Origin of the sequence: Acinetobacter sp. NyZ410 (assembly GCF_022828975.1) — a bacterium.
In the GTDB taxonomy this organism is placed as follows: Bacteria; Pseudomonadota; Gammaproteobacteria; order Pseudomonadales; family Moraxellaceae; genus Acinetobacter; species Acinetobacter guillouiae.
This window is the reverse complement of record NZ_CP094620.1, coordinates 1,882,731-1,906,584: the sequence shown is the minus strand read 5'-3', so window position 1 is coordinate 1,906,584 and position 23,854 is coordinate 1,882,731. Positions and strand designations below refer to the sequence as shown.

At 38.3% G+C, this 23,854-nt stretch carries 18 protein-coding genes; 12 read left to right on the top strand and 6 right to left on the bottom strand.

Annotated features, from left to right (window positions below):
- Positions 1-3: 3 nt before the first annotated feature.
- The 8 genes from sbnB (at position 4) to MTO68_RS08860 (ending at position 11,373) form a co-directional block, all read left to right on the top strand.
- Entirely contained in the window at positions 4-1,017 is a 1,014-nt protein-coding gene (sbnB, locus tag MTO68_RS08895; protein WP_004820581.1) for a 2,3-diaminopropionate biosynthesis protein SbnB, read from the top strand.
- A 17-nt stretch (positions 1,018-1,034) separates the two neighbouring features.
- Entirely contained in the window at positions 1,035-2,729 is a 1,695-nt protein-coding gene (locus MTO68_RS08890) for an IucA/IucC family protein (protein WP_244015666.1), read from the top strand.
- 3 nt (positions 2,730-2,732) lie between these two features.
- Positions 2,733-3,938, top strand: coding sequence for an MFS transporter (locus tag MTO68_RS08885; RefSeq protein WP_244015665.1), 1,206 nt, complete (start codon positions 2,733-2,735; stop codon positions 3,936-3,938).
- On the top strand, positions 3,935-7,462 hold the full coding sequence (locus MTO68_RS08880) for an IucA/IucC family protein (protein WP_244015664.1): 3,528 nt from the start codon (positions 3,935-3,937) through the stop codon (positions 7,460-7,462). The genes MTO68_RS08885 and MTO68_RS08880 overlap by 4 nt, the downstream gene beginning before the upstream one ends.
- Complete coding sequence (locus MTO68_RS08875; RefSeq protein WP_244015663.1) at positions 7,455-8,228, top strand: aldolase/citrate lyase family protein; 774 nt, start codon at positions 7,455-7,457, stop codon at positions 8,226-8,228. Before MTO68_RS08880 ends, MTO68_RS08875 begins: the two co-directional genes overlap by 8 nt.
- Before the next feature lie 162 nt (positions 8,229-8,390).
- Positions 8,391-10,619: a TonB-dependent receptor gene (locus MTO68_RS08870; protein WP_244015662.1), complete on the top strand. Its 2,229-nt coding sequence runs from the start codon at positions 8,391-8,393 to the stop codon at positions 10,617-10,619.
- 165 nt (positions 10,620-10,784) lie between these two features.
- Positions 10,785-11,096, top strand: coding sequence for a BrnT family toxin (locus MTO68_RS08865; RefSeq protein WP_034614904.1), 312 nt, complete (start codon positions 10,785-10,787; stop codon positions 11,094-11,096).
- Positions 11,059-11,373 (top strand): BrnA antitoxin family protein, encoded by a 315-nt coding sequence (locus MTO68_RS08860; protein ID WP_034614902.1) that lies wholly within the window; start codon positions 11,059-11,061, stop codon positions 11,371-11,373. The genes MTO68_RS08865 and MTO68_RS08860 overlap by 38 nt, the downstream gene beginning before the upstream one ends.
- A 161-nt stretch (positions 11,374-11,534) precedes the next feature.
- Here MTO68_RS08860 and MTO68_RS08855 read toward each other — a convergent pair whose 3' ends face one another.
- The 4 genes from MTO68_RS08855 to MTO68_RS08840 all read right to left on the bottom strand — a co-directional run bounded on the left by MTO68_RS08855 (position 11,535) and on the right by MTO68_RS08840 (position 15,246).
- Complete coding sequence (locus MTO68_RS08855) at positions 11,535-12,713, bottom strand: thiolase family protein (protein ID WP_151802693.1); 1,179 nt, start codon at positions 12,711-12,713, stop codon at positions 11,535-11,537.
- Between the two features lie 151 nt (positions 12,714-12,864).
- The gene (locus MTO68_RS08850) at positions 12,865-13,512 is read right to left on the bottom strand and encodes a 3-oxoacid CoA-transferase subunit B (protein WP_244015661.1); all 648 of its coding nucleotides are present in this window, start codon (positions 13,510-13,512) and stop codon (positions 12,865-12,867) included.
- A 2-nt stretch (positions 13,513-13,514) separates the two neighbouring features.
- Positions 13,515-14,216, bottom strand: a complete 702-nt coding sequence (locus MTO68_RS08845; RefSeq protein ID WP_004721433.1) for a CoA transferase subunit A — start codon at positions 14,214-14,216, stop codon at positions 13,515-13,517.
- A 148-nt stretch (positions 14,217-14,364) separates the two neighbouring features.
- Complete coding sequence (locus MTO68_RS08840; RefSeq protein WP_004820562.1) at positions 14,365-15,246, bottom strand: LysR family transcriptional regulator; 882 nt, start codon at positions 15,244-15,246, stop codon at positions 14,365-14,367.
- Between the two features lie 654 nt (positions 15,247-15,900).
- Here MTO68_RS08840 and MTO68_RS08835 point away from each other — a divergent pair.
- From MTO68_RS08835 to MTO68_RS08825, 3 genes are all read left to right on the top strand, one after another.
- The gene (locus MTO68_RS08835) at positions 15,901-17,325 is read left to right on the top strand and encodes a GntP family permease (RefSeq protein ID WP_004820560.1); all 1,425 of its coding nucleotides are present in this window, start codon (positions 15,901-15,903) and stop codon (positions 17,323-17,325) included.
- A gap of 33 nt (positions 17,326-17,358) precedes the next feature.
- A complete protein-coding gene (locus MTO68_RS08830; protein ID WP_004820558.1) occupies positions 17,359-18,144 on the top strand; it encodes a 3-hydroxybutyrate dehydrogenase in 786 nt (261 codons plus the stop codon).
- 206 nt (positions 18,145-18,350) lie between these two features.
- Positions 18,351-19,307, top strand: coding sequence for a 3-hydroxyacyl-CoA dehydrogenase NAD-binding domain-containing protein (locus MTO68_RS08825; protein WP_244015660.1), 957 nt, complete (start codon positions 18,351-18,353; stop codon positions 19,305-19,307).
- A 1,141-nt stretch (positions 19,308-20,448) separates the two neighbouring features.
- Here the strand turns inward: MTO68_RS08825 and paaG are convergent.
- Together paaG and MTO68_RS08815 are read right to left on the bottom strand one after the other, a co-directional pair.
- Positions 20,449-21,237: a 2-(1,2-epoxy-1,2-dihydrophenyl)acetyl-CoA isomerase PaaG gene (gene paaG / locus MTO68_RS08820; protein WP_244015659.1), complete on the bottom strand. Its 789-nt coding sequence runs from the start codon at positions 21,235-21,237 to the stop codon at positions 20,449-20,451.
- Between the two features lie 41 nt (positions 21,238-21,278).
- Entirely contained in the window at positions 21,279-23,081 is a 1,803-nt protein-coding gene (locus MTO68_RS08815; RefSeq protein ID WP_244015658.1) for an acyl-CoA dehydrogenase C-terminal domain-containing protein, read from the bottom strand.
- Positions 23,082-23,411: 330 nt separating this feature from the next.
- On the opposite strand from MTO68_RS08815, the gene MTO68_RS08810 reads away from it, so the two are divergent.
- On the top strand, positions 23,412-23,846 hold the full coding sequence (locus MTO68_RS08810; RefSeq protein ID WP_244015657.1) for a PaaI family thioesterase: 435 nt from the start codon (positions 23,412-23,414) through the stop codon (positions 23,844-23,846).
- The last annotated feature ends 8 nt before the right edge of the window (positions 23,847-23,854 follow it).

Below are 23,854 nucleotides of genomic sequence, written 5' to 3'. Positions count from 1 at the left end.
TTTATGAGTAATTTGGCTAGCCTTCGTTACCTTAGTCAATCAGATTTACTCCATCTTGGTGCAAATCACAGTAATTCATTTATCGAAGCAATTACTGAAGGCCTCACACTTCACGCAAATAAACAGTTTGTACAACCCTTAAAACCCTATTTACGTTGGCAAGGTGCGGACCATATTGCAGACCGAATTATTGCCATGCCGTGTTATTTGGCTGGAAATGATCCTATTGCAGGGATCAAATGGATTGGCTCTCGCCAACATAATCCTAAGAAATTTAATATTCCTCGTGCCAGTGCCTTAATTGTTTTAAATGACGCTGAAACAAATTACCCCGTGGCAATCATGGAAGGCAGCTTAATTAGTGCGATGAGAACAGCTGCAATTACTGGTGTATCAATTCAATATCTCGCCAAAAAAGACTTCTCAGATATCAGTGTGATTGGTTGTGGTCCGATTGCCCAAATGCAAATCAAAACGGTCTTAGAACAATACCCACAAGTTAAAAAAATACATTTATTTGATCTAAACCCAGAAGCTGCAGAAAAACTTAAAGCTTTATTTATTGGCGAATATCCGAATCTTCAAATCGAAATTCATGAAACTGCCAAGTCGGCGATCCAGCAAGCAGATGTCTTAATCACTTGCACAGTATCCGACAAACCCTATATCCCGTTTGAATGGCTTAAAAAAGGTTGCTTCGTTTCAAATATCTCAATCATGGATATTGAACCAGAAGTTTTCCTCAAAGTTGACAAAGTGATTGTGGATGACTGGGATCAATCCAATAGAGAAAAGAAAGTCATCAATGTGTTGGTTGAAGAAGGTTTATTTAGCCGTGAAAAACTACATGCTGAACTAGGTGACATCATTATTGGGCATAAAAATGGCCGTGAAAATGATGATGAAATCATTTTACTCAACCCAATGGGTATGGCGATCGACGATATTGTTTGTGCGAAATGGTTTTTCAATGCTGCACAAAAACAAAATATTGGCACAGTTTTGCCACTTTTATAATTATAGGAACAATGCACATGTTAGATCGGATTTACACAACACAACTTCAGAAAACTATAGATGCGCTCTATATGGAAAATTATGGTGAGTTCAGAAACCATATTGTCTATAAAAAGCCTTATCTTGTAATACATCTGAGTAGTGAGTTGGAACTATATTTCAACTGCTTAAAAGTAAATAGTGTAAATCCTTTCTATATCACAAAAGCAGAAGTTTTACTTCATAACACGTTGAGTCAACAGACCACTGAGATCGCGATTGCTGACGTTTTCAATTATTTAACTCAATCCTCATGGTGGCCATCAATCAACCACCAAAAGGCCATTGCATATTGGCATGATAATTTAGTTACTGCTGAAAAAATTCCTCAAATCTTACAATCCACACTTTCTTTTTCTTCGCCACTCATAATGAGTGAACAACTTTCGCTTGTCGCTGACCGTGCATTTCATCCATTTGCACATGCGAAAGGTGATCTCAGTCCACTCATTACTCAAAAAGAAATTGAAGTGTATTGGTGGGCATTTAAAAAAACAGATGTCATAAATAATATGGAATCCATTCCACATGATGAACTGGCTCTCCCTGCTGAGGAAAAAAATCTTATTATTGAAAAAATGCAGGCTCTCTCAAATGAATACCTTGCAATACCTGTACTTAAAACACAGCATGACTATTTAAGATTTCAAGAAAACAAATATCTAGGGATTGACCTCGGCCTCGCCACTGCAATTGGTTGCCCAACATCCTCGCTACGAACTTTAATCAATCACTTAAATTCAAATCAGCACTTAAAGCTCTCGACCAATGCCAAAACTTTGGGTGCTATTCGCTCTATGCCTGCTCGATATTTAGCCAACGGTCATGCGGCATATGATTTTCTCAATGATGTCATCGACAAAACACCATCATTAAAACATCAGCTCTTTTTAAGCAATGAAACCCATTGGTGGGTCTTGGGAAAACAAGAACCGCTGGTACAAAATTTAGGTGTTATCGGCTGTCAAGTGAGGCATTTACCTCATTTTTGCCAAGAAAAAAATATAGCACCAATTAGCATGTCTGCTTTAAGTTGCCCTTATATTGATCCATGGGAAGCTTTAGGTATAACAGGTGACAAATGGAACTTACTTAAAGATTTGAGTACCCATTTTATTCACACTTTTCTCACACTGTGGTCTTTTGGTGTTATGCCTGAGTGTCATGGTCAAAACACCCTTGTATGTTACCAAGACAATCAATTTAAATGCTTTATTCTGCGTGACCATGACACCTTAAGAATATGCACCCCTGCGATTCAGGACAGTGGTTTTGTTCCGCCAGTCTATAAAATTGATACCAGTACGCCAAACAATCTTATTTTTAATAAAAATGAGGATTTATTTAATTATTTTATAACCCTCGGGATACAAATCAATCTATACCCTATCGCATTAGCAACATTGAAATATACCGATCATACTGAAATTGATTTCTGGGAAATGATCCAAGCGATTATTGTCAACTTTATAGAAACTGCCACGATTTCTGAACAATCGAAAAACTGTATTCAAAAATATGTTTTTGAAAGTAGCCATTGGCCATTCAAACAATTACTCAACCCGTTATTAGCCCAACAAGGTGATTCAACAGGGATGCCAAGTAAAATTGGTATGACGTCAAATCCCTACCATGCTTTATTCCAATCTTGCTATGAGACCATGGATATCTAAATCATGCGTTCCTCTCGCCTAGATCATTTGATTATTTTACTGTGTCAATTTTTTTCGACTTTTGGCTTGATGGTCTTAATACCGATCATGCCGCTATATATGGAAAAATTAACGGCGCAAATGGCAACCCCCGCCATTTGGGCAGGTTTAGCGCTGTCAGCACCAGCTCTAGGGAGTCTATTTACAGCCCCCCTTATTGGTCATCTATCAGATACATTTGGGCATAAAAAAGCACTGTTACTTTCCTTGGCTGGTTTCTGCATTTCTATACTTTTAATGGCGGGAGCACAGCATCTATTTGTGTTTATTTTTGCCCGTATTCTATTAGGATTTTGCGGTCTATCCGTGATTCTTTATGCCTATACCTCTTACTTGTCTAGCGAGCGACAAAGAGGTCTTGCCTTTGGACAGCTCCAAAGCAGTGTCGCATTGGCCTGTTTATGTGGTCCGGTACTCGGGGGCATATTTATGGACCATTGGAAAGTTGAAACCTTACTCAATGCCACAGCATATATTGTCATCGTTTTAATCTTAGTTGCTGCTATTTTATTGAGCCAACCTGTACAGACATCTGTCACTGAACCCGATAAAAAACCATCAACACTGCAATCCTTTGATCGAACAATTTTTTCTTGGCTCAGTGCGGGAACCTTTGTCCAAGCTGGCGGGTTCGGGTTAGTGTCCTGTTTTATCTTATATATCAGTGAAATCAGTCGAAATATAACTACACCCTTATCTATTGCGAGTTTAACAGGAACAATCCACGCACTTTCATGGGGTGCTGCATTTTTTGCTGCAACCTATTGGGGGAAACGTAACGATGCAAGAGGCGATTCATTTCATAATTTTGTCAGTGCAACACTGATCTGTGGAATCACGGTTCTGGCTTTGACATGGACCACTAATATTTGGTTAGTGCTGCTCTTAAGACTCATACAAGGTTTCTGTTTCGCTGCGCTTATTCCCTCTATTTTTCATACGATTTCGTTAAAAACAGATGCAAGAAATCAAGGAAAAGTGATTGGTATTTCAAATAGCGCCTTTGTACTCGGTCAACTGTTTGGGCCGATTGCGGTCACCCTCACATACTCATTTTTCAATATCACTGCCGCGTTAATTTGCACTGCATTATTTTTTATTGGTGCTGGATTAATCGTGACTTTAAACAAATTTTTAACCAATACAATTTTAGAAGAGGTACAAGAATGAACCCGATCATTACCACCGATGCATGGTCTTACAAGCTTTTTGAACAATACTTGAATACTTTTTTTCGTGAACTTCAAGTTCAACTCGAACAGCATATTCTCTCAGAACAGGATTCACCTTTAACAATACATGACGCAAATAATTCATCCTATTTTTCATACCCATTTACTGCATCTAACTCAATCATCTATGGTGCGATACAGCATTTCTCAAGCACAGGTTATCATCGTTACCAGCGCTCTTTTTGTGTATTCAATACTGAGGATAAGACTGTCAAAAGTCTGACTGATCCTAAAGTGTTGGTTAAAATGATAACCGATGAGTTAAAGTTAAATCAGCGATTTAAAGATAAAAAGCAAAATCAGAATCTCTATGCAGAAATCGCAAACAGTATCGAAAATACCAAATTCTTTTTAGAAAACAGCGTAGATCAAATAAAGCCTAAACTAGCCTCTAGTTTTCAATCTGCTGAACAAGGCATGTTATATGGACATCCATTTCATGTGACCTCAAAAGCCAATCTAGGCTTTTCTAAAGAGGATATGAAAAAGTATAGCCCAGAGCTAAGTGCGACGTTTCAGTTATACTACTTCGCAGTGCATTCATCCTTAATCCAAAAACTTGTCAGCGATAATAATGTTGATCAACTGATTGAAGAAGACGTTTTGAAGCATGCACGACAGCGCCTTAAAGATGACTTCGAAAATTATGAACTTTTGCCTACACATCCGTGGCAAGCAAACTTTTTACTCCTACATCCTTCCTTAAAACGCTATTTAGAAAATCATGAGGTTCGATATTTAGGTGCTTTAGGACAAACCGTTTGGCCTACATCTTCAGTACGAACCGTTTGGTTACCGCAATCTAATATTTTTTTAAAACTCTCCATTGATGTGCGTATTACTAGTTTTATTCGTAACAACCCTATGGATGAAATGGAAAGAGCGATTGATGCCAGTAAAATCATTCTTAAGCATCAGATCAATCAACACTATAAAAATATGCTTATTCTTCCAGAGCTTACAGCCAAAACTGTCAAAATCCCTGAGTTAGAAAGTTCTTTTGGCATTATATATCGCGCAGGATTAACTACGGAAACGCTTGAAAATACTCGAATGCTAGGTGGTTTAGTCGAGGAAAATGAGCATCATCAGATCCCCTTAATGGCGTTTATTGATCAGGCCGCACAAGCCCAAGGATTTCCAAATAGTCACTCAAAAGCCTTTCTTGCTGATTGGTGGAAACAATATATTCAAGTTTCCTTGGTTCCACTGATTGAATTGTTTGCAAATAAAGGGATTAGTGTTGAAGCCCATATGCAAAACAGTTTGATGGAATTTAAACAAGGCTTCCCTGCTCGACTGATTATTCGTGATATGGAAGGGATTAGTGTGGTTTCTGAGATGCTCAATGATCATTCCTCAGTCTCTGAAGATAGCACTGTTTGGTTTTCTCAAAAGGATGCATGGATTTTTCTGCAATATTATTTAGTCATCAATCATATTGCGCATCTGATTAGTGCGATATCAAGAGTAAGCATTATTGAAGAAAGTGAACTTTGGCAAACCACCAGACTAACCCTGATCGATGAAAACTTCTCAGATAAAGCACAGCACTACTGCAACCTTTTGCTTAACTCTCTCACTTTACCTATTAAGGCAAATATGATGAACACCTTATATCACAGTGGTGGTAACCCGATTTGGATTGATATTGAAAATCCGATTTATAAATACAGAGGCGCTCAAACACTAACCCCACTTCAAGCTACGCAACAAATTGATTATAAAGTCCAAGCGGAAAGACGTGTCATCGGGCAATTATTAGAAGCCTTAATCTTTGAAAATGCCTTTAACTACGAAAAATCAAATGGGCAAATTAAATTCTTTATTTCAGATGATCTTTTTTATAGCTGCGACGCTAAACAACATTTTAGTTTTAACCGAATTAAATTAAATCCATCGAGTTTAGTCCGTTATGATGCCGTTCAAAAGTCATCAAGCAGTCCAAATTTAAAAGCATTACTGGCTGATTTAAAACATATCATTGATGCTGATCCAATCAAATGGCAAAGCTTTAATGATGAGCTCAATCTTACCTATGTCAAACATGCACAAACACTGGGTCTATCACCCAACCAACCATTAAGAACACTGTCATATATTGAGCAAGAAGCCCGTATAAACAATGCACATCTCTATCATCCAAGTTTTAAATCTAGAATAGGCTTTGATCTTAAGGAAAATCAAAAATACTCACCTGAATTATCCCAAGGATTCTCTGTTCAATGGGCTGCTACTCATAAAAGCTTATGTAAATTGGTTTTGAGTGAAACGATCAACTTAAATCAACTGTATAAACAGCATTTTTCAGACAAAGACCTTCACGCAATCCGTGAGGAATTGACAGCGTATCAAGTTGATTTCAATGATTATATTCTTAGCCCCATTCATCCTTGGCAATGGGATAAAATTATTGAATTGTATTATCAAGATGCAATCAGCAACCAACTGATCATTCCATTGAAAATCGCTGGACCTACTTATTTACCGCAACAATCAATCCGAACATTATCAAACATCACGGATATTTCAGCATTATCACTGAAATTAGCAATGAATTTAGTTAACACGTCGACCTCTCGTGTTTTAGCACCACATACTGTGCAAAATGCGGCAAAAATGAGTGACTGGCTGTATAAAATCGTTGAGCAAGACCATATTTTAGAAAAGCAACGTAAACCCATTATTTTAAGAGAAATTGCTGGACTTTCTATCAATCAGCCGATCGCCCTAGCTGTTCAATATGGCGCACTGGCCTGTATTTGGCGTGAAAGTATTTATCATTATCTTAATGAAGGTGAATCAGCAACACCAGTTACAGGTCTAATGCAACTTGATACTGACCAAAAACCGCTGATAGACCACTGGATCAAACAATACGGGATCGAGTTTTGGTTAGAGAAATTATTAAAAAATGCCTACCTGCCAATTATGCATATTTTATGGTGTCACGGCTTAGCATTGGAATCTCATGCACAAAATATGGTGTTAATTCACAAAGATGGTCTACCTGTTAAAGCTGCTCTAAAAGATTTCCATGATGGTATTCGCTTTAGTCGTCATTTGTTAAGAAATCCAGAGCTATTACCCGAGTTACAAGACGCACCTAAAGAACATGCCAAAATTAACCCGAATTCTTTTTTAGAAACACACGCAGCAAATGAGTTAAGAGATTTTACCCAAGATGCTCTTTGGTTTGTCAATCTAGCGGAATTGGCCATATTTTTAAACACGCATTATGATTTTGATGAAATCAAATTTTGGACAATGTTAAGATCGATCATCAATCAACATAAAGAAAAGCATCCAGAATTTGCACAAAGATATGAATTGTTTAACTTTACAGATGACACCATCGATATTGAACAACTTGCAAGTCGTCGCTTCCTACCTGAAATCCGATTAAGAGTACAAACCACCCCAAATCCGTTGAGTTTAATTAAGGAAATTGAATATGAATAAAACTTCAGTTCCCTTTAAAAAACGCATGGAAAATGGTGAGTCACTGTATGGCATATTCTGTTCTATTGCCTCGCCAATTCATGTGGAGCAATTGGGGCTGGCTGGCTATGACTTTATTATTATTGACTTGGAACATACTTTATTTAGTACATCCCAAGTTGAAAGCATGATTTTAGCCGCTAGAGCCATGCAGCTTGATGTATTGGTTCGAGTCCCCTTAACCGCCAATCACTTGATCTTACCTTTACTCGATGCTGGCGTGACTGGAATTGTATTACCACGTATAGAAAATGCACAACAAGCCCAAGAAGCTGTGAATTATTGCCACTACATGCCCCTAGGGCAAAGGGGCTTAAATTCAACTCGGTTAAATCGCTATGGCATGCAGAGCTTAACTGATTTTGTGCAACACGCACACAAAGAAACAGTTGTCGTCGCAATGATTGAAAGTTTAGCTGGTGTAGCAAATATCGATGAAATTTTAGCTATTGATGGGATCGATATTATTCTTGAAGGTGCGGCAGATCTTTCTCAGTCTATGGGCGTTCCTTGGGAAACGCGCCATCCGCAAGTTCAAGCAAAGATCCAAGAGATATATAGCAAAACTCAGCAACAGGGTAAATATTTCTGCGCAATTCCGCGCCAGCCTGAAGATATTGCGTTGTGGAAACACCAGTCTGTAAAACTTTTTGTGCTCGGTGATGATCGCAGTATTACCCGTCGAGCACATCAGATTCATATTGATTCATATAAAGAAATTGTATAGATCTCTAAACCTTGAGTGGTGTATCAGCTATTCCACTCAATTAAATTTAAGCTGAATATAAATGTTTTATTGTTTGTTTATTTGTTACTGTGAATTACAATCATTCTCAATTATACTTTCGTCAATTTAAAGCAATCTCAGGGTGAGATAAAAGGAAGCAAGATGAAAAGCAACAAAATTTTTAATAAGAAGTCTGATGTAAAAAAAATCATTCCACTTATATCAATTGGTGGGTTCATCTTTTTATCGCAATCCTCTTTTGCTATTTCACCCACAGAAGCTACAGATACAGAGAACAAAGCTGCAGTGCTTCCGACCATTACTGTCAGCGCATCACGCTCAGATGAATTCTCCTCTTCTGCAAAACAAGTGACCAAATTAGATGAAAAACAAATTGAATTTCTAAAAAATGCGTCTTCTGGAAATATCGCCACTGTTTTAGCCAAAGTTGTGCCTGGCTTATCTGATTCAAGTCGTACAATTACCGATTATGGGCAAACTTTACGCGGACGTAATGCCTTGATCTTGGTTGACGGCGTACCCATGAATTTGACACGTGATACATCAAGAGGTCTTTCATCAATCGATCCTCAAAGTATTACGGGGATAGAAGTCATTCGAGGCAGTAATGCGATTTATGGAAGTGGTGCTGCTGGCGGAACGATTTCAATCACCACCAAAGCGGCGGGCGGTGAACCGACTGCAAAAACTGTGATTGGGCTACAAAGCGCTTTGACCAATTTTCGTACAGATGCTTTAAGTGGAGATATTCATCAATATTTTTCTGGAAGCTTAAATAACTTTGACTATGCATTTGATTTTGGCTATCAACGTATTGGTAGTCCATACGATGCCCGAGGCGATCGTGTTGCACCAGAACCAAGTCAAGGTGATTTATTTGATGCGGATGCATATAGCGTAGGCGGTAAACTTGGCTATCACATTGACGACAACCAATATCTACAATTTGCAGCAAATTACTATAACGCTGAACAAGATTCTGACTATGCCTCTGACCCAAGTGTAGCAAAACTTCCTGCAGGTAGCGTACCTGCGAAAGCAATCAAAGGGCTTAAATTAAAAGACCAGAATAAAAATGAAAATCAAATCTACAATTTAACCTATAACAATAAAGATTTATTTGGCAGCAAAGTTGACGCGCAAATCTATTACCGAGACTTTTTTACTCGCTTCTCGCCATTTGATGCCCGTAAAGTCAGTACACGTGGTGGAAAAGTCGATCAGGTTTATCAAAACAATAATGTTCTTGGTAGTCGCCTAACCGTAAACACCCCACTAGAATTTTTAGGTGATACGTCAATTGTTTGGGGTGGCGATTTTAGCCGTGAAAAAAGCGAAATGCCTCTAGACACGTTTGATCCTACAATTTATGACCAATCTGGTGGTTTAGAATTTGTTAAAAATGGAAAACTAATCTATTTACCGGAATTAACCACCCAAAGCATCGGTGGTTTTGCGCAATTAAAGCATAATTTTAATGAGCAATGGTCTGCTGAAGTTGGTACACGTTATGAAGACAGTTATGCAAAAATAGATAGCTTTGTTCCATTATCACAATTAGGCAAACCAAATCCTTATACCGTTAAGGGTGGTAAAGTGACGGCCGATGCATGGTTATATAATGCCAATGTCACCTTTAAGCCAACAGATCAGCACTCAATTTACGCATCTTTTAATCAAGGTTTTCAATTGCCCGATGTAGGGGTGGTGATCCGTAATGCAACAGAAGGATTTAACTTAGCATCATCATTCCTTGAACCGGTTAAGGTGGATAATTACGAGCTCGGTTGGAATGGTCATTTTAATAATTTTAGCTCAAGCTTAGCGGTGTTTCAGTCAACGTCAGATCTGGGTGGTGTTCAATCCTTTAACAATGGCTTGATACTGACGCGTACCAAAGAAAAAGTGACTGGTGTAGAAGCGACTCTTGATTATCTTGATGATGCAAAAGTATGGGGAACTGGAGGAAGTGTTACATGGATGAAAGGCCGTGAAACCCCACAGAACACCAATACAGAACAAGACATGACGGGTTACCGTATTCCACCTTTAAAAGTAACAGGATACATTTCTTATAGCCCAACAGACACATGGACCAATCGTTTACAAGCGACATATTTTGGTTCAGAAGATTATCGCTTAAACGGTGTCAACAGTTTTGGACGTTATGATGTTAAATCATATACAACTGCAGATTTAATCAGTAGTTTTGCCCTCAACAAAAAAGATACCGTTACGATTGGCTTAGAAAATATGTTTAACCGTAAATACTATCCTTTATACAGCCAACTTCTCCGTACCAGTAATAACACCAGCCATCTGCTGGCGTCAGGTGCAACATTGAAAGTGACTTATAGTCATAAATGGTAAGATTTGATAATAAAGCCTTATAGAGATCTATAAGGCTTTATTGTTTTTTTATATTGTCTAGTCAAGAAATTGGCTGAATTTTGCATTTTTTACATTTTTGTATTAACATTTTTATACTAACATTTTTATACTAACATTTTTATACTAACAAAAAGCGATGCAGTGATGGAAATTGAATTTTCATGGGATGAGCATAAAGCAGAAATAAACTTAAAAAAGCATGGTGTAACTTTTGAAGACGCAGTACTGGTTTTCTATGATGCTTATGCCTTATACCATCAAGATCGCTTTGAAAATGGTGAATATCGCTGGCAAGCGATAGGTTTGGTATATGGGCAGGCTGTTTTACTGGTTGCCCATACTGTAAAGGATCATGATGGGATTGATCATATCCGTATCATTTCGGCACGTCAGGCAGAGAAAAAAGAGAGGAAACAGTATGAGCAAAACCGTTACTTACAAACTGGATTTGAATAATCCACCTACCTTGTCAGATGAACAAAAAGCAAGGTTTGAAACTTTGGCTGAACGTCCAGACAGCAAGATAGATTTTTCAGATATTCCTCAACTTGATGAAAAATTTTGGAAAAATGCTGTGCAAAATCCCTTTTACAAGCCCACCAAGCAAGTGACTACTGTCCGTATTGATTCAGATGTTATGCAATGGCTAAAATCTCAAGGCAAGGGCTATCAGACCCGTATGAACAAAATTCTTCGAGATGCTATGCTTCAAGAATTAAAGAACAATCCTTGAAAATGCAAACGAGATTTTATTTTTAAACGATTCCAATAAAATCAAAATACGACCTAAACTCACATGACAAAGAACAGCAAAAAGCCGGCAGTATTGAAACGACCGGCTTTTTTAATTTTGAATCACAAACTATTTAACTATTTATCACGATAAACAATAAATTACGCGCTTAATTCAACTGCAAGTGCTGTTGCTTCACCACCACCAATACAAAGTGTTGCGATCCCTTTGGTTTTACCTAAGCGTTTTAAAGCATGGATCAAGGTCACAATGATTCGTGAACCTGATGAACCCAGTGGATGCCCGAGTGCACAAGCGCCACCATTAATATTGACTTTTTCAGGATCAAGTTTAAATGCATCAATTGCAGCCATAGTGACCATGGCAAAAGCTTCGTTAATTTCCCACAGGTCAACATCGTCTACGGACCAACCGAGATTTTTCAGTAATTTTTCAATTGCTCCCACAGGTGCAATGGTAAACTCTTCAGGATGCTGGGAATTGGTTGTATAGCCTTTGATTTCAGCCAACACAGTCAAACCACGCTTTTGCGCTTCTGACGCCGACGTGATCAGTAGTGCAGATGCACCATCACTGATTGAACTAGAGTTTGCAGCAGTAATCGTACCGTCTTTAGCAAATGCAGGTTTTAAGCTTGGGATTTTATCAATCTTGGCATTTTCAGGATTTTCGTCCACATCTACAGTGATCTCACCCTGACGTAACGCCACTTTAACAGGCGTGATTTCGTCTTTAAAATAACCTTCTGCAATCGCTTTTTTTGCACGTGTCAGTGAGCGAATTGCAAACTCATCCATTTGCTCACGGCTATAGCCCTTTTTATCCGCCATTTCCTGTGCAAAACTTCCCATTGCACGCCCCGTACCCGCATCTTCCAAACCATCAAGGAACATATGATCAATCACTTGACCATGCCCCATCCGATAACCTGAACGTGCTTTAGGTAATAAATACGGTGCATTGGTCATAGACTCCATACCACCGACGACAATAATTTTGGCACTTCCTGCTTTAATGGCATCGCTGGCTTGCATTGCAGCTTTCATCCCAGAACCACAGACTTTATTGATTGTGGTTGCGCCAACATGATCTGGTAAACCCGCTTTTCGCATCGCTTGACGTGCTGGACCTTGTTTTAAACCCGCAGGTAATACACAGCCCATGATTACTTCATCAATATCAGCAACAGGTACATTGGCTTGTTCAACAACTTTTTCAATGACGACTGCACCCAAATCTGGTGCAGATAAGCTTGCAAAACTGCCTTGAAAACTTCCCATTGCAGTACGACGAGCAGCGACGATGACAATCTTTTCCATTCGAGTTCACCTTGTATTTTAGATGCGTATACTTTTGAAGCGGGTATTTTTGAAAATAGCATATCCATTGATAACATGTCTAAGCCGCCAAAGCGACTTAGCATTTAAACTTGGCTGGTTAAATTATAATTTTAAGCTTGCTTTGTCACAATCAAGCCACAGCGAGATTTGAGGTGATCAGTTCTACCCCTGTTGCCGCCTGAATTTGTTCTAAGCTTACATCTTTAGCCAATTCAATCAACTCAACACCTTGGGGAGTAATATCCATCACTCCTAGATCCGTAATTATACGGTTTACGACCAGTCTACCCGTAACCGGTAATGAACATTCAGCGACGATTTTAGGACTACCATCTTTAGCACAGTGTTCCATCAACACCACGACTTTTTGTACCCCAGCAACCAAATCCATTGCACCGCCCATGCCTTTTACTTTTTTCCCTGGGATCATCCAGTTGGCTAAATCTCCCTTTTCGGAAACTTCCATCGATCCTAAAATGGCAATATTGACCTTACCACCACGAATCATGGCAAAAGATTCAGCACTAGAGAAAAACGCAGCACCCTTACGTGCAGTTACAGTTTGTTTACCCGCATTAATTAAATCTGCATCGACAGTAGCTTGTGTTGGAAATTCATCAATTCCCAATAAGCCATTTTCAGATTGAAGCCAGACATTAATATTCTCAGGAATATAGTTGGCAACCAAGGTGGGTAAGCCAATGCCTAGATTGACATAAAAGCCATCTTCAAGCTCTTGCGCTGCACGTTCAGCCATTTCATTACGCGTCCAAGCCATGATTAAATCTCCGTCTTCAATGTCAATTGTTCAATTCGTTTTTCAGGCTGCGCATTTAAAACAATACGACTTACATAAATGCCTGGTAAATGAATTGAATCTGGATCTAACTCACCAATTTCAACAATTTCTTCAACTTCGACAATGGTCAATTTGCCAGCCATTGCACACTCTGGGTTAAAGTTTCGTGCAGTCTTACGAAAAATTAAGTTACCAGCTTTATCTGCCTTATAGGCTTTTACCAAAGCAATATCTGCAACCAATGCTTGTTCGAGTATGTAATCTTTACCATCAAATTCGCGAACTTCTTTGCCTTCGGCAATCAATGTCCCTACACCTGTTTGGGTAAAGAACGCTGGAATGCCTGCACCACCTGCGCGCAATTTTTCAGCCAAGGTGCCTTGAGGTGTCAATTCAACTTCAAGCTCACCATTTAAATATTGACGTTCAAATTCTTTGTTTTCACCAACATAGGATGAAATCATTTTTTTAATTTGTTTGGTTTGTAAAAGCTTGCCTAGACCAAAATCATCTACGCCTGCATTGTTAGAAATACAAGTTAGACCCGTTACGCCAATTTCTTTTAAGGCATCAATCAATGCTTCTGGAATACCACATAATCCAAAACCACCTACTGCAAAAGTCTGGTTGTTTGCAACCACATCAGCCAAAGCTTCATGTGCATTCGCGACAACTTTGTTCATCGTTTTAACTCTATGTCCTTTAGAATTATTATTATTAACATCGAGCAAATTATTTTAGAAATTGATTCTTTCAAATGTCTAATGAGTAAAACTCATTAATCTGATTTTATCCTGAAATAGTGGACTTTATGATGGGCTAACATTCTTTTTAAAACTGATGTGCCAATATCGTTTCAATAAATTGCGAAGAAATATTAGAAAGTTCAAAATCTTTTTTATAAATGATCCCAACTGAAAGATTGACATTGCCCTCTTCAATTTCAACCAAGACGTTATTTTCTTTATCGATATAATTTTGAAAATGTCGTGGAATCGCACTGACCCCCATACCAAAAGCCACAAAATGCGACAATGAACTAATCTGATGACACTCAAGTTTTAAATCTAAGATCATATTATTTTGTGAACATTTCTCTTCCACCACGTGTCGAATGATTGAAGGTTTCTGTAAAGTGATAAAAGGATAAGCATACAGCTCACGCCATGTCACACTTTTACGCTGCGCCAACTGATGATCTTTGGGAAGTAGTGCTAAAAAATCTTCATTGAAAAATGGCTTAAATATTAATTGATCATTGTGTTGCGGTTCAAAGCAAATCCCAATTTCAAAAATGCCCTCTTGGACTTTTTCAATAATTTTTTCATTGGGAATATCATGGATTGAAAAATTGATATTGGGATGATTCTTATTAAATTCATGCAGTACAGCAGGTAAAACAGCATGTGTTGCGAAAGGCATCGAGGCAATATTCAATGTGCCACGATGTAATTTAAAACGCTGTTTGACATCTCTTTCCATGTCTTCCCAGTTTGCCAAAAGTTTTTTAGCAAATGGAATCAACGAATTTCCCTCAGCAGTAAGATCCACACGGCGGGTATTGCGCTTAAACAGCTTGCCACCCAACTCATCCTCTAAACTTTTGATACTTAAGCTTAAAGCAGATTGACTTAGGCAAAGTTCATTGGCAGCATTGGCATAATTCAATGTCCGAGCAAGAACTAAAAAAGCTTTTAACTGTTTGAGTGTCATACGGCAACCTAACTGATTTATAGCTCTATAATACGCTAAACCAAGCGAGTTTTGATCCTAAAATGAGTCATTTGAGCTATCGTTTTGCTTATAGAATAAGATATCAATCCATGCTAGCTGATCTCGCTTTTACTCAGATTGATGCCTTAATGAAAGTTTTTTAATTTATGTGATCTATAAAAATATGTTTATGCATTTAAATCAGGGCAAAATCGATATACGACGTATTTCAAGCAACATACTTGTCAATAAAGCCACTGCTGTAAATAAAAATTAAAATGCTCAACACACACTCATTCATCTGCATCTCCAATTTGGCTTTTTTCTTTTGCTTATCTATGACCTATTGCGCAAAAACCTCATGAAACTTGTTTCTATTCATTAGTTTTCCATATTGACTCATAAATATTTTCAAACAATGCCTCGAATAATTTGGATTATAGTTTTATCCATCATTTGGAAATGGATATTCCAATTTATAAGTCTGGACGATTTATAAAAGCTAAATTTATTGATCAATATTAATTTCTCTAGATATCCATTTTTATTGGTTTCACTCACTAATGTATTTTTATGATTGAGATAGCCTTGTCGTAATTTGAAATAAAAACAAGGTGGGTTTTGACATATATTCTTTAAGGACGGAGTAAAAATATGTGGGAACTGGGTATAATTTTACTTTCTCTTGGCTTGTTGATGTACACAGCCTACAGAGGATTTTCTGTAATTCTCATGGCACCGATTTGTGCCTTATTGGCCGTCTTGCTGATTAACCCTGCCAACGTTTTACCATTTTATTCTGGTGTGTTTATGCCAAAAATGGTGGGCTTTATTAAAGATTATTTCTTGGTGTTTTTGCTGGGTGCGATTTTTGGTAAAGTCGTTGAAATGTCAGGTATTGCTGAATCCATTGCCAAAACGATTGTTAAATTAATTGGCTCTAAAAATGCAATGCTTACCGTTGTTCTGCTAGGGGCAATTTTAACCTATAGCGGCGTCAGTTTATTTGTCGTGGTTTTTGCAGTCTATCCTTTTGCAAACCAATTATTTAGACAAGCAAATATCCCTAAACGTTTGATTCCTGGCACGATTGCACTGGGTGCTTTCTCCTTTACCATGGATGCCTTACCGGGTACGCCTCAGATTCAAAACGTTATTCCAACTACATTTTTTGGAACCAATATTTATGCAGCGCCATTTTTAGGGATTATCGGTGCAATCTTTGTTTTAGGTGTTGGTTTAACTTATCTGGAATGGCGTCGTCGTGTTGCTGCTCGCAATGGAGATGGCTTTGCATCTGGTATTACTTTAACAGAAGCTGAACTTCAACAATTCGAAAATCAATCTCAGCAACAAGATAATGGTTCTGGTCTACGTCAATTCATGGCATTTGTTCCCTTAATTTTAGTTGCAGTGATGAATAAATATTTATCTACAGCAATTAAAACATGGTATCCAAATGGCTTTGATTTTAATGCACTCGGACTGGCAAACTACACTGTCGATGTCGCAAAAACGTCAGCGATTTGGGCAGTTGGTTTGGCTTTAATCGTTGGGATTGTCACTGCGATTATGTTCGATTATCGTCGTGTTTCAACCAGCTTTAAAGAAGGTGTAAATGCAAGTATAGGTGGTTCTCTACTCGCTGTGATGAACACTGCATCTGAGTATGGTTTTGGTGCAATCATTGCCGCTTTACCGGGTTTTGCCGTAATCAGCCATGCTTTAGGTCATACATTTACCAATCCACTAGTCAATGGTGCAGTCACCACAACCGTTTTGGCAGGGATTACAGGTTCAGCATCTGGCGGTATGAGTATTGCCCTCAGTGCCATGGCTGACCAATACAATACAGCTATTGCTGCAATGGGCATTCCTGCTGAAGTGATGCATCGTATTGTTGCAATGGCATCTGGCGGTATGGACACCTTACCGCATAACGGTGCCGTGATTACCCTACTTGCAGTCACTGGGCTTACACATAAACAATCTTATAAAGACATTTTTGCCATTACCATCATTAAAACAGTTGCAGTATTTGTCGCAATTGCTGCATTTACATGGTTTGGTATCGTCTAAGTTTATCTTCAAAATGAACACAGGGAGTCAATAATGAGCCAACTTCTCAAAGATAAAGTTGCATTTATCACAGGTTCAGCAAGTGGTATTGGTCTTGAAATTGCCAAAAAATTTGCCCTTGAAGGTGCAAAAGTGGTGATTTCGGATATGAATGCGGACAAATGTAATGAAGCAGTTTTAGCCTTAACAACTGATGGATTTGAAGCCTTATCTGCACCTTGTGATGTTTCAGATGAAGATGCTTATGCTGCTGCTATTGGTCTAGCACATAGCACCTTTGGTCGTTTGGATATTTTGATCAATAATGCTGGTTTTCAACATGTTGCTGCCATCGAAGAGTTTCCAACTGCCATTTATCAAAAACTACTAAATGTCATGCTGGTGGGTTCTTTTATTGGAATTAAACATGCATTTCCAATCATGAAGGCACAAAACTATGGTCGTATTATCAATATGGCTTCGATCAATGGTTTAATCGGCTTTGCTGGAAAAGCGGGTTATAACAGTGCCAAACATGGGGTGATTGGTTTAACTAAAGTTGCAGCGTTAGAATCTGCTCGTGATGGAATCACGGTCAATGCATTATGCCCAGGTTATGTCGATACACCTTTAGTACGTGGTCAAATTAAAGATTTAGCCAAAACCCGTAATGTCAGCGAAACAAGTGCACTTGAAGATGTCATTTTAGCTATGGTGCCACAAAAGCGCTTACTCAATGTTGAAGAAATTGCAGATTATGCCGTTTTCTTGGCGAGTGAAAAGGCTGCGGGCGTGACGGGTCAAGCAGTGGTTATGGATGGTGGTTATACCGCTCAATAATACAGTTGATGATTGCAATGATCATGAATTTATCTCTATGTAAATCATTCGATAAAGCTTACTAAACATTCATTTGTAGGGGAAATTCTCCCCTACTGTTTTTAAGTTTTTCTATCTTTAGTTTTTATCAAAGTGAAAGGCTCACTTTGTTATGTGTCATAACGAGATAATCCAACGTTCTCAGGTTATTCAAGGAAAATGAATATATGAAACCCATAAATAAAGTTGCCATTATCGGTACTGGTGTTATTGGTGCAAGTTGGGCAGCATTCTATTTAAGTAAAGGATTTCAGGTGAGTGCTTTTGATCCTGCAGCTGATGCAGAATTAAATTTAAAAAATAGAGTTCAGACCTATTTACTTGATCTATTCGAATTGGCTGAAGAGCAAACCACCTCTTCTGATCATTATGTTTTACACACTTTAAAAAATCTCACTTTTTATCAAAATCTAGCAGATGCGGTAAAAGATGCCGATTTTATTCAAGAAAATGGTCCTGAGCGAATTGATCTAAAAAAAGACTTATATGCACAGCTCACTCAAAACTGCCCCAAAGATAGCATTATTGCCTCAAGTTCATCTGGCTTAAAGATCTCAGATATTCAATATGATTGTCTATATCCTGAAAGAATTGTACTGGGCCATCCTTTTAATCCTCCACACTTATTACCTTTGGTTGAGATTATTGGTGGAGAAAAAACCCAAGCGAACTATATCCATGATGCTTTTGAATTTTATAGATTATTGGGAAAAAAACCGATTTTAATTCAGAAAGAAGTCAAAGGCCATGTCGCCAATCGTTTACAATCTGCAATTTGGAGAGAAGCGTTTTATCTGGTTTCTGAAGGTGTATGTAGCGCAGAAGATATTGATATCGCCATCACCAATGGCCCTGGATTACGTTGGGCAATATTTGGTCCTTATTTAAATATGCAGTTGGCCAATCAAGATGGATTTAAAGCCGCTATGCATCATTTAGGTGAACCGATGTCTGAATGGTGGGCAGATATGCACCCTTATACTTTATCTGAAGAAAAAATTGAGATGCTGAATGAAGAAACTCAGCAGTTTGTTAAAAAGCTAGGCGATAAAAATCTTCAATTACTTCGTGATCAGGCATTACTGCGATCTTTAAAGATGCGTAAAGAATTAGATTTGCCTTAATAGGGTTTTACAAAAGTGAGCTTCATTGATTCTCCAGAATTCTCATCTGGAGAATTTAGTCTTCAAAAATTTAGCCAAGGGAAACAGGATCATTGACCTTCCCGCTCCAAAATTGAATCAACATTTCAAAGCATCCCAAGCAACAATTTCAGACTGAACCTTGTTGCTTATTTTTGAATTACATCAAAAATGCCCAATAGCTTTTAGATTGTTCGAAAATTCGAATAGACATGCCAAGTTTCATATCATTATTCTTCTACTAAAAACAGCTATCGTTCTCTTATTCGCTACTTTAATCATTAAGTTGCCAAAATAAGGGAAGTATTATGCTCAACAATAAAATAAAGTTAAAACAAATGTGGTAAAGCAACTTCGATATGATGAATGAAAATATAAATAATCTCTAATTCAAATGGTGACCCAATATGCGAACTTTCTATACGATTCTCATCGGTATAATACTATTCCTTGTAATGCTTTTTATAAATCGAATATTACGTGGTCGTTTTAACCCGACATTATTTTTTATTCTGTTCATCTTGATTTGGTTTGTAGCAATGAGCTGGAATATGTATATGGGCATACAAGCGGGATATGCGGTTAAAGAAGAATTCTTAATATTTTTACTTAATTTTGGTATTCCTTCTCTTCTCGCAACTTACTTCATATATAAAAAATAAAAGCTCTATTTAGCTTGCTAAGGTTAAAAACCATCATGTAAACAACAATCAAAACTAGGGTCTGTTGACATTTCATAAATAGCTTGCGTTGTAGGTTAAAATTGAGCAGGCAAGGCATGAAATGAAGAGAATAGCGAGACTATTTTCAAGTTTCATAACGCAGGCTGAGATAATTTTAACCACAACCCTGAGCAAGAACAAAGCACTACTTTTGTTTGCAGCGCAAGGCGCAGCGGGGGGACTAGCGTGTTTTTTGTCGCTTCGTCGTTACCTTGCGAAACAGTGTTTCTCATCATTTAGAATGACTAAATTTCGTATTTCGCGCCTAAAAAAAACACGTAGTCGCAAGCATAGACGAATTGTAAACAGACCCTCTTATTACTTATTGTAAAGCACTCTCCAAAGAGAGTGCTTTTTTTGTTAATTTTTTACTGGTTAAACATGTTTAGGCATAGATTTGATCAATTAAAATTAGCTTTCCTTTTTTCGATAAAGGCCGCAACACCCTCTTTATAATTGTCTGATTGCCCAGCAATACGTTGTAACTCTCGTTCCAACTGTAACTGTTCAACCAAAGTATTTTGCGAGGCAGTATTTAAGGCCTTTTTAATTAGCGAAATCGAACTGCTTGGTTGCTCTGCCAAACGTTCCGCCAATTCAATCACGCTTTGGTCAAAAGCATCATCTTCATAGACCTCCCAAATAAGCCCCCAACTCAAGGCTTTCTGAGCAGATAACTTATCCCCGAACATAGTCAAACCTTTGGCTCGGGCTAGCCCCACCAGATGTGGCAAATTCCACGTCCCACCTGCATCTGGGATTAAACCGACTTTGCAAAAAGATTGTATAAACGTAGCAGATTGCTTGGCCACAACAATATCGCAAGCCAAAGCCAAGTTCGCCCCTGCACCAGCCGCTACGCCATTGACCGCAGCCACAACAGGTTTAGCCATATTGGAAATTTTAACGACTAACGGATTATAAAATTTTTCTAAGGCAGCACCTGCATCATAATCAGCTGCGCTTATCACCACTTTATTTCTGGCTCTTAAATCCTGACCCGCACAGAAGCCCTTGCCTGAACCAGAGATTACAATGGCTTTAATCTCAGTAGAAACCGCCCACAGGTCTAAAATTGCAGCAATTTCACGATGCATTTGCTCATTAAAACTATTCAGCACCTCTGGACGATTTAAGGTTAAATAGCCCACCCGATTTTCCTGACGAATCAAAATATGTTGAAAATCCATTTATTTTTTACTCATTTAAATAAAAAACATCCTGACCCGGCTTAAAAAGCAAAGTCATCTTGTTCTAATTCCATTACCGCTTCAGCACCTGATGCAATAGCAGCCGCATGACTTTGGGTCCGGTGTAATAATTTTTGAAAGAAAAATTTCGCTGTAGTTAATTTAGCCTGATAAAATTTTTCGTCCTGCGTTGCTTGGCTTAACTTTTCATCTGCTACTTGCGCCATACGTGCCCAAAGATAAGCAAACACGACATAGCTAGAGAAATACAGATAATCAACTGAAACAGCGCCAATTTCTTCTGGGTTTTGCTGTGCTTTTTTGGCAACACTGTCTGTGATTGATAAGCACTGTTGCTTGAGCTCCGTCAGTTTTTCCAGATAAGCTGCCAATACAGCGTTTGATTGGTTGGCTGCAATAAACTGTTCTATTAAATCAGTCATATTTTTTAATAGTTTGCCATCCGACTTGAGCACCTTACGTGCCAGCAAATCTAAAGACTGAATCTCTGTGGTTCCCTCATACAAGGTTGAGATACGGGCATCACGAACAATTTGCTCCATGCCATGTTCAACAATAAATCCATGCCCACCAAAAATTTGTACGCCGTGTTTTGCCGCTTCATTGCCTGATTCAGTTAAAAAAGCTTTGGCAATCGGGGTTAAAAATGCCAACAATTCATCTGAGATTTTCTGTTGTTCAGGATCATTGGATGTTTCAACAATATCAACATGCTGAGCCAGAAAATATGCCAGTGCTCGACCACCTTCAGAAAAGGCTTTTTGCGTCATTAACATCGAACGCACAGCTGGATGCACAATAATCGGATCAGCATTTTTATCTGGGTATTTTGCACCTGATAAAGCGCGCATCGCCAAACGTTCTTTGGCATAACTCAGCGCACCTTGAAATGAAATCTCCGAAGCCGCCAACCCTTGTACAGCTGTTCCAATACGTGCTGTGTTCATAAAGGTAAACATACAATTTAGCCCACGGTTTTCAGGTCCAATTAAATAGCCCTTGGCCCCATCAAAATTTAAAACACAGGTTGCATTGCCATGAATCCCCATCTTATGTTCAATCGCACTACAGATAACCTTATTGCGATCTTGGCAATCACCGGCATCATCGAGGTTAAATTTAGGCACGATAAACAGTGAAATCCCTTTGGTCCCCGCTGGTGCTTGCGGTAGTCGGGCTAAAACAATATGAATAATATTTTCTGAAAGGTCATGTTCCCCAGCAGAAATGAAGATTTTCTCGCCCGTAATTGCATAACTTCCATCTGGGTTTGGTTCGGCCTTAGTGCGGATCAAACCTAAATCTGAACCTGCATGTGATTCAGTTAGACACATTGTCCCTGTCCACACGCCACTAATCAGTTTGCTTAAAAATTGTTGTTTCTGTACTGCTGTACCATGATGTTCAATGGTGCGCATTGCGCCATGCGATAAACCTGGATACATTGCCCAAGCCCAGTTAGAACCACACAGCATTTCTGAGATTGCAATACGCAATAAAGTAGGTAGACCTTGACCGCCATATTCAGGATCCGCCGTCAGTGAGGTAAAACCCAATTCAGTATATTTATGATAAGCCTGTTTAAATCCTGCTGGGGTTGTAACAACACCCTGATTTAAATGACAACCTTCCTGATCACCATTTTGATTGATGGGTGCAAGCTCATTTTCACAAAAGTCTGCTGCGGCATCTAAATATTGATTGATCAATTCACGACTGACCGTTTCCTGATATTTGGGTAGTTTTTGGTAGTTTTCTTCTGTTTGCAGCATTTCATGCAGTACAAATTGCATATCACGCAGTGGTGCTTTGTATAAAGGCATAGTGTTTCCCTTTCAATTCTTCCGCCGATGATGCAGATAGAGATGATTTCCCTTAGATGACAATTTTATTTTACGATTGCTTAAAAATATCAAATAAATTTCTTATTGCAAAATTTATTTTCATTTTTATTAGATAAATTTATTCAAAAATACCGTCAAAAACATGACAAACCGACACAATAAGCTGTATTTAAACAAAAATATCCAATTAAATTAAAACTCAAGCATAATATTTGATTAAAAAAATAATTTTGTATAGCAAAATATTATTTCGTAAAATTAAATTTTATAGTATGGTAATTAGATCGCTTAACACTCCAAGGATGATTTATGGATAACCCTCAATACACAGGTCTTGAATTCTTAACTGCTTTAAAAAATGGTGAAATTTCAGCATCGCCCATGGCGCAAACCATTCCTATGCAGTTAATCGAAGTTTCTAAAGGCAAAGCGACGTATAAGGTTACGCCAAGTCAAGCGCATCGAAATATACAAGGAACAATCCATGGCGGTTTTTGTGCGACTGCTTTAGATACTGCAACGGGAAGTGCAGCACATACCTTGCTGGAACATGGCGTGGGTTATGGCACGATTGATCTCAATGTGAAAATGATTCGCCCAATGCAAATCTATACCGCCTACTACGCACAAGCTGAACTGATTAATGCTGGACGCAATATCATCACCACAGAAGGTAAAATTGTGGATGAAAATGGCAAAATTTATGCGTTTGCGACGGCAACACTGATGATCATACGAAAATAATAAAAAGA

Excerpts from the sequence above, each read along its gene's own strand:
- sbnB (WP_004820581.1), top strand. The coding sequence starts at position 4 with ATGAGTAATTTGGCTAGCCTTCGTTACCTTAGTCAATCAGATTTACTC.
- MTO68_RS08890 (WP_244015666.1), top strand. The coding sequence starts at position 1,035 with ATGTTAGATCGGATTTACACAACACAACTTCAGAAAACTATAGATGCG.
- MTO68_RS08885 (WP_244015665.1), top strand. The coding sequence starts at position 2,733 with ATGCGTTCCTCTCGCCTAGATCATTTGATTATTTTACTGTGTCAATTT.
- MTO68_RS08880 (WP_244015664.1), top strand. The coding sequence starts at position 3,935 with ATGAACCCGATCATTACCACCGATGCATGGTCTTACAAGCTTTTTGAA.
- MTO68_RS08875 (WP_244015663.1), top strand. The coding sequence starts at position 7,455 with ATGAATAAAACTTCAGTTCCCTTTAAAAAACGCATGGAAAATGGTGAG.
- MTO68_RS08870 (WP_244015662.1), top strand. The coding sequence starts at position 8,391 with ATGAAAAGCAACAAAATTTTTAATAAGAAGTCTGATGTAAAAAAAATC.
- MTO68_RS08865 (WP_034614904.1), top strand. The coding sequence starts at position 10,785 with ATGGAAATTGAATTTTCATGGGATGAGCATAAAGCAGAAATAAACTTA.
- MTO68_RS08860 (WP_034614902.1), top strand. The coding sequence starts at position 11,059 with ATGAGCAAAACCGTTACTTACAAACTGGATTTGAATAATCCACCTACC.
- MTO68_RS08855 (WP_151802693.1), bottom strand. The coding sequence starts at position 12,713 with ATGGAAAAGATTGTCATCGTCGCTGCTCGTCGTACTGCAATGGGAAGT.
- MTO68_RS08850 (WP_244015661.1), bottom strand. The coding sequence starts at position 13,512 with ATGGCTTGGACGCGTAATGAAATGGCTGAACGTGCAGCGCAAGAGCTT.
- MTO68_RS08845 (WP_004721433.1), bottom strand. The coding sequence starts at position 14,216 with ATGAACAAAGTTGTCGCGAATGCACATGAAGCTTTGGCTGATGTGGTT.
- MTO68_RS08840 (WP_004820562.1), bottom strand. The coding sequence starts at position 15,246 with ATGACACTCAAACAGTTAAAAGCTTTTTTAGTTCTTGCTCGGACATTG.
- MTO68_RS08835 (WP_004820560.1), top strand. The coding sequence starts at position 15,901 with ATGTGGGAACTGGGTATAATTTTACTTTCTCTTGGCTTGTTGATGTAC.
- MTO68_RS08830 (WP_004820558.1), top strand. The coding sequence starts at position 17,359 with ATGAGCCAACTTCTCAAAGATAAAGTTGCATTTATCACAGGTTCAGCA.
- MTO68_RS08825 (WP_244015660.1), top strand. The coding sequence starts at position 18,351 with ATGAAACCCATAAATAAAGTTGCCATTATCGGTACTGGTGTTATTGGT.
- paaG (WP_244015659.1), bottom strand. The coding sequence starts at position 21,237 with ATGGATTTTCAACATATTTTGATTCGTCAGGAAAATCGGGTGGGCTAT.
- MTO68_RS08815 (WP_244015658.1), bottom strand. The coding sequence starts at position 23,081 with ATGCCTTTATACAAAGCACCACTGCGTGATATGCAATTTGTACTGCAT.
- MTO68_RS08810 (WP_244015657.1), top strand. The coding sequence starts at position 23,412 with ATGGATAACCCTCAATACACAGGTCTTGAATTCTTAACTGCTTTAAAA.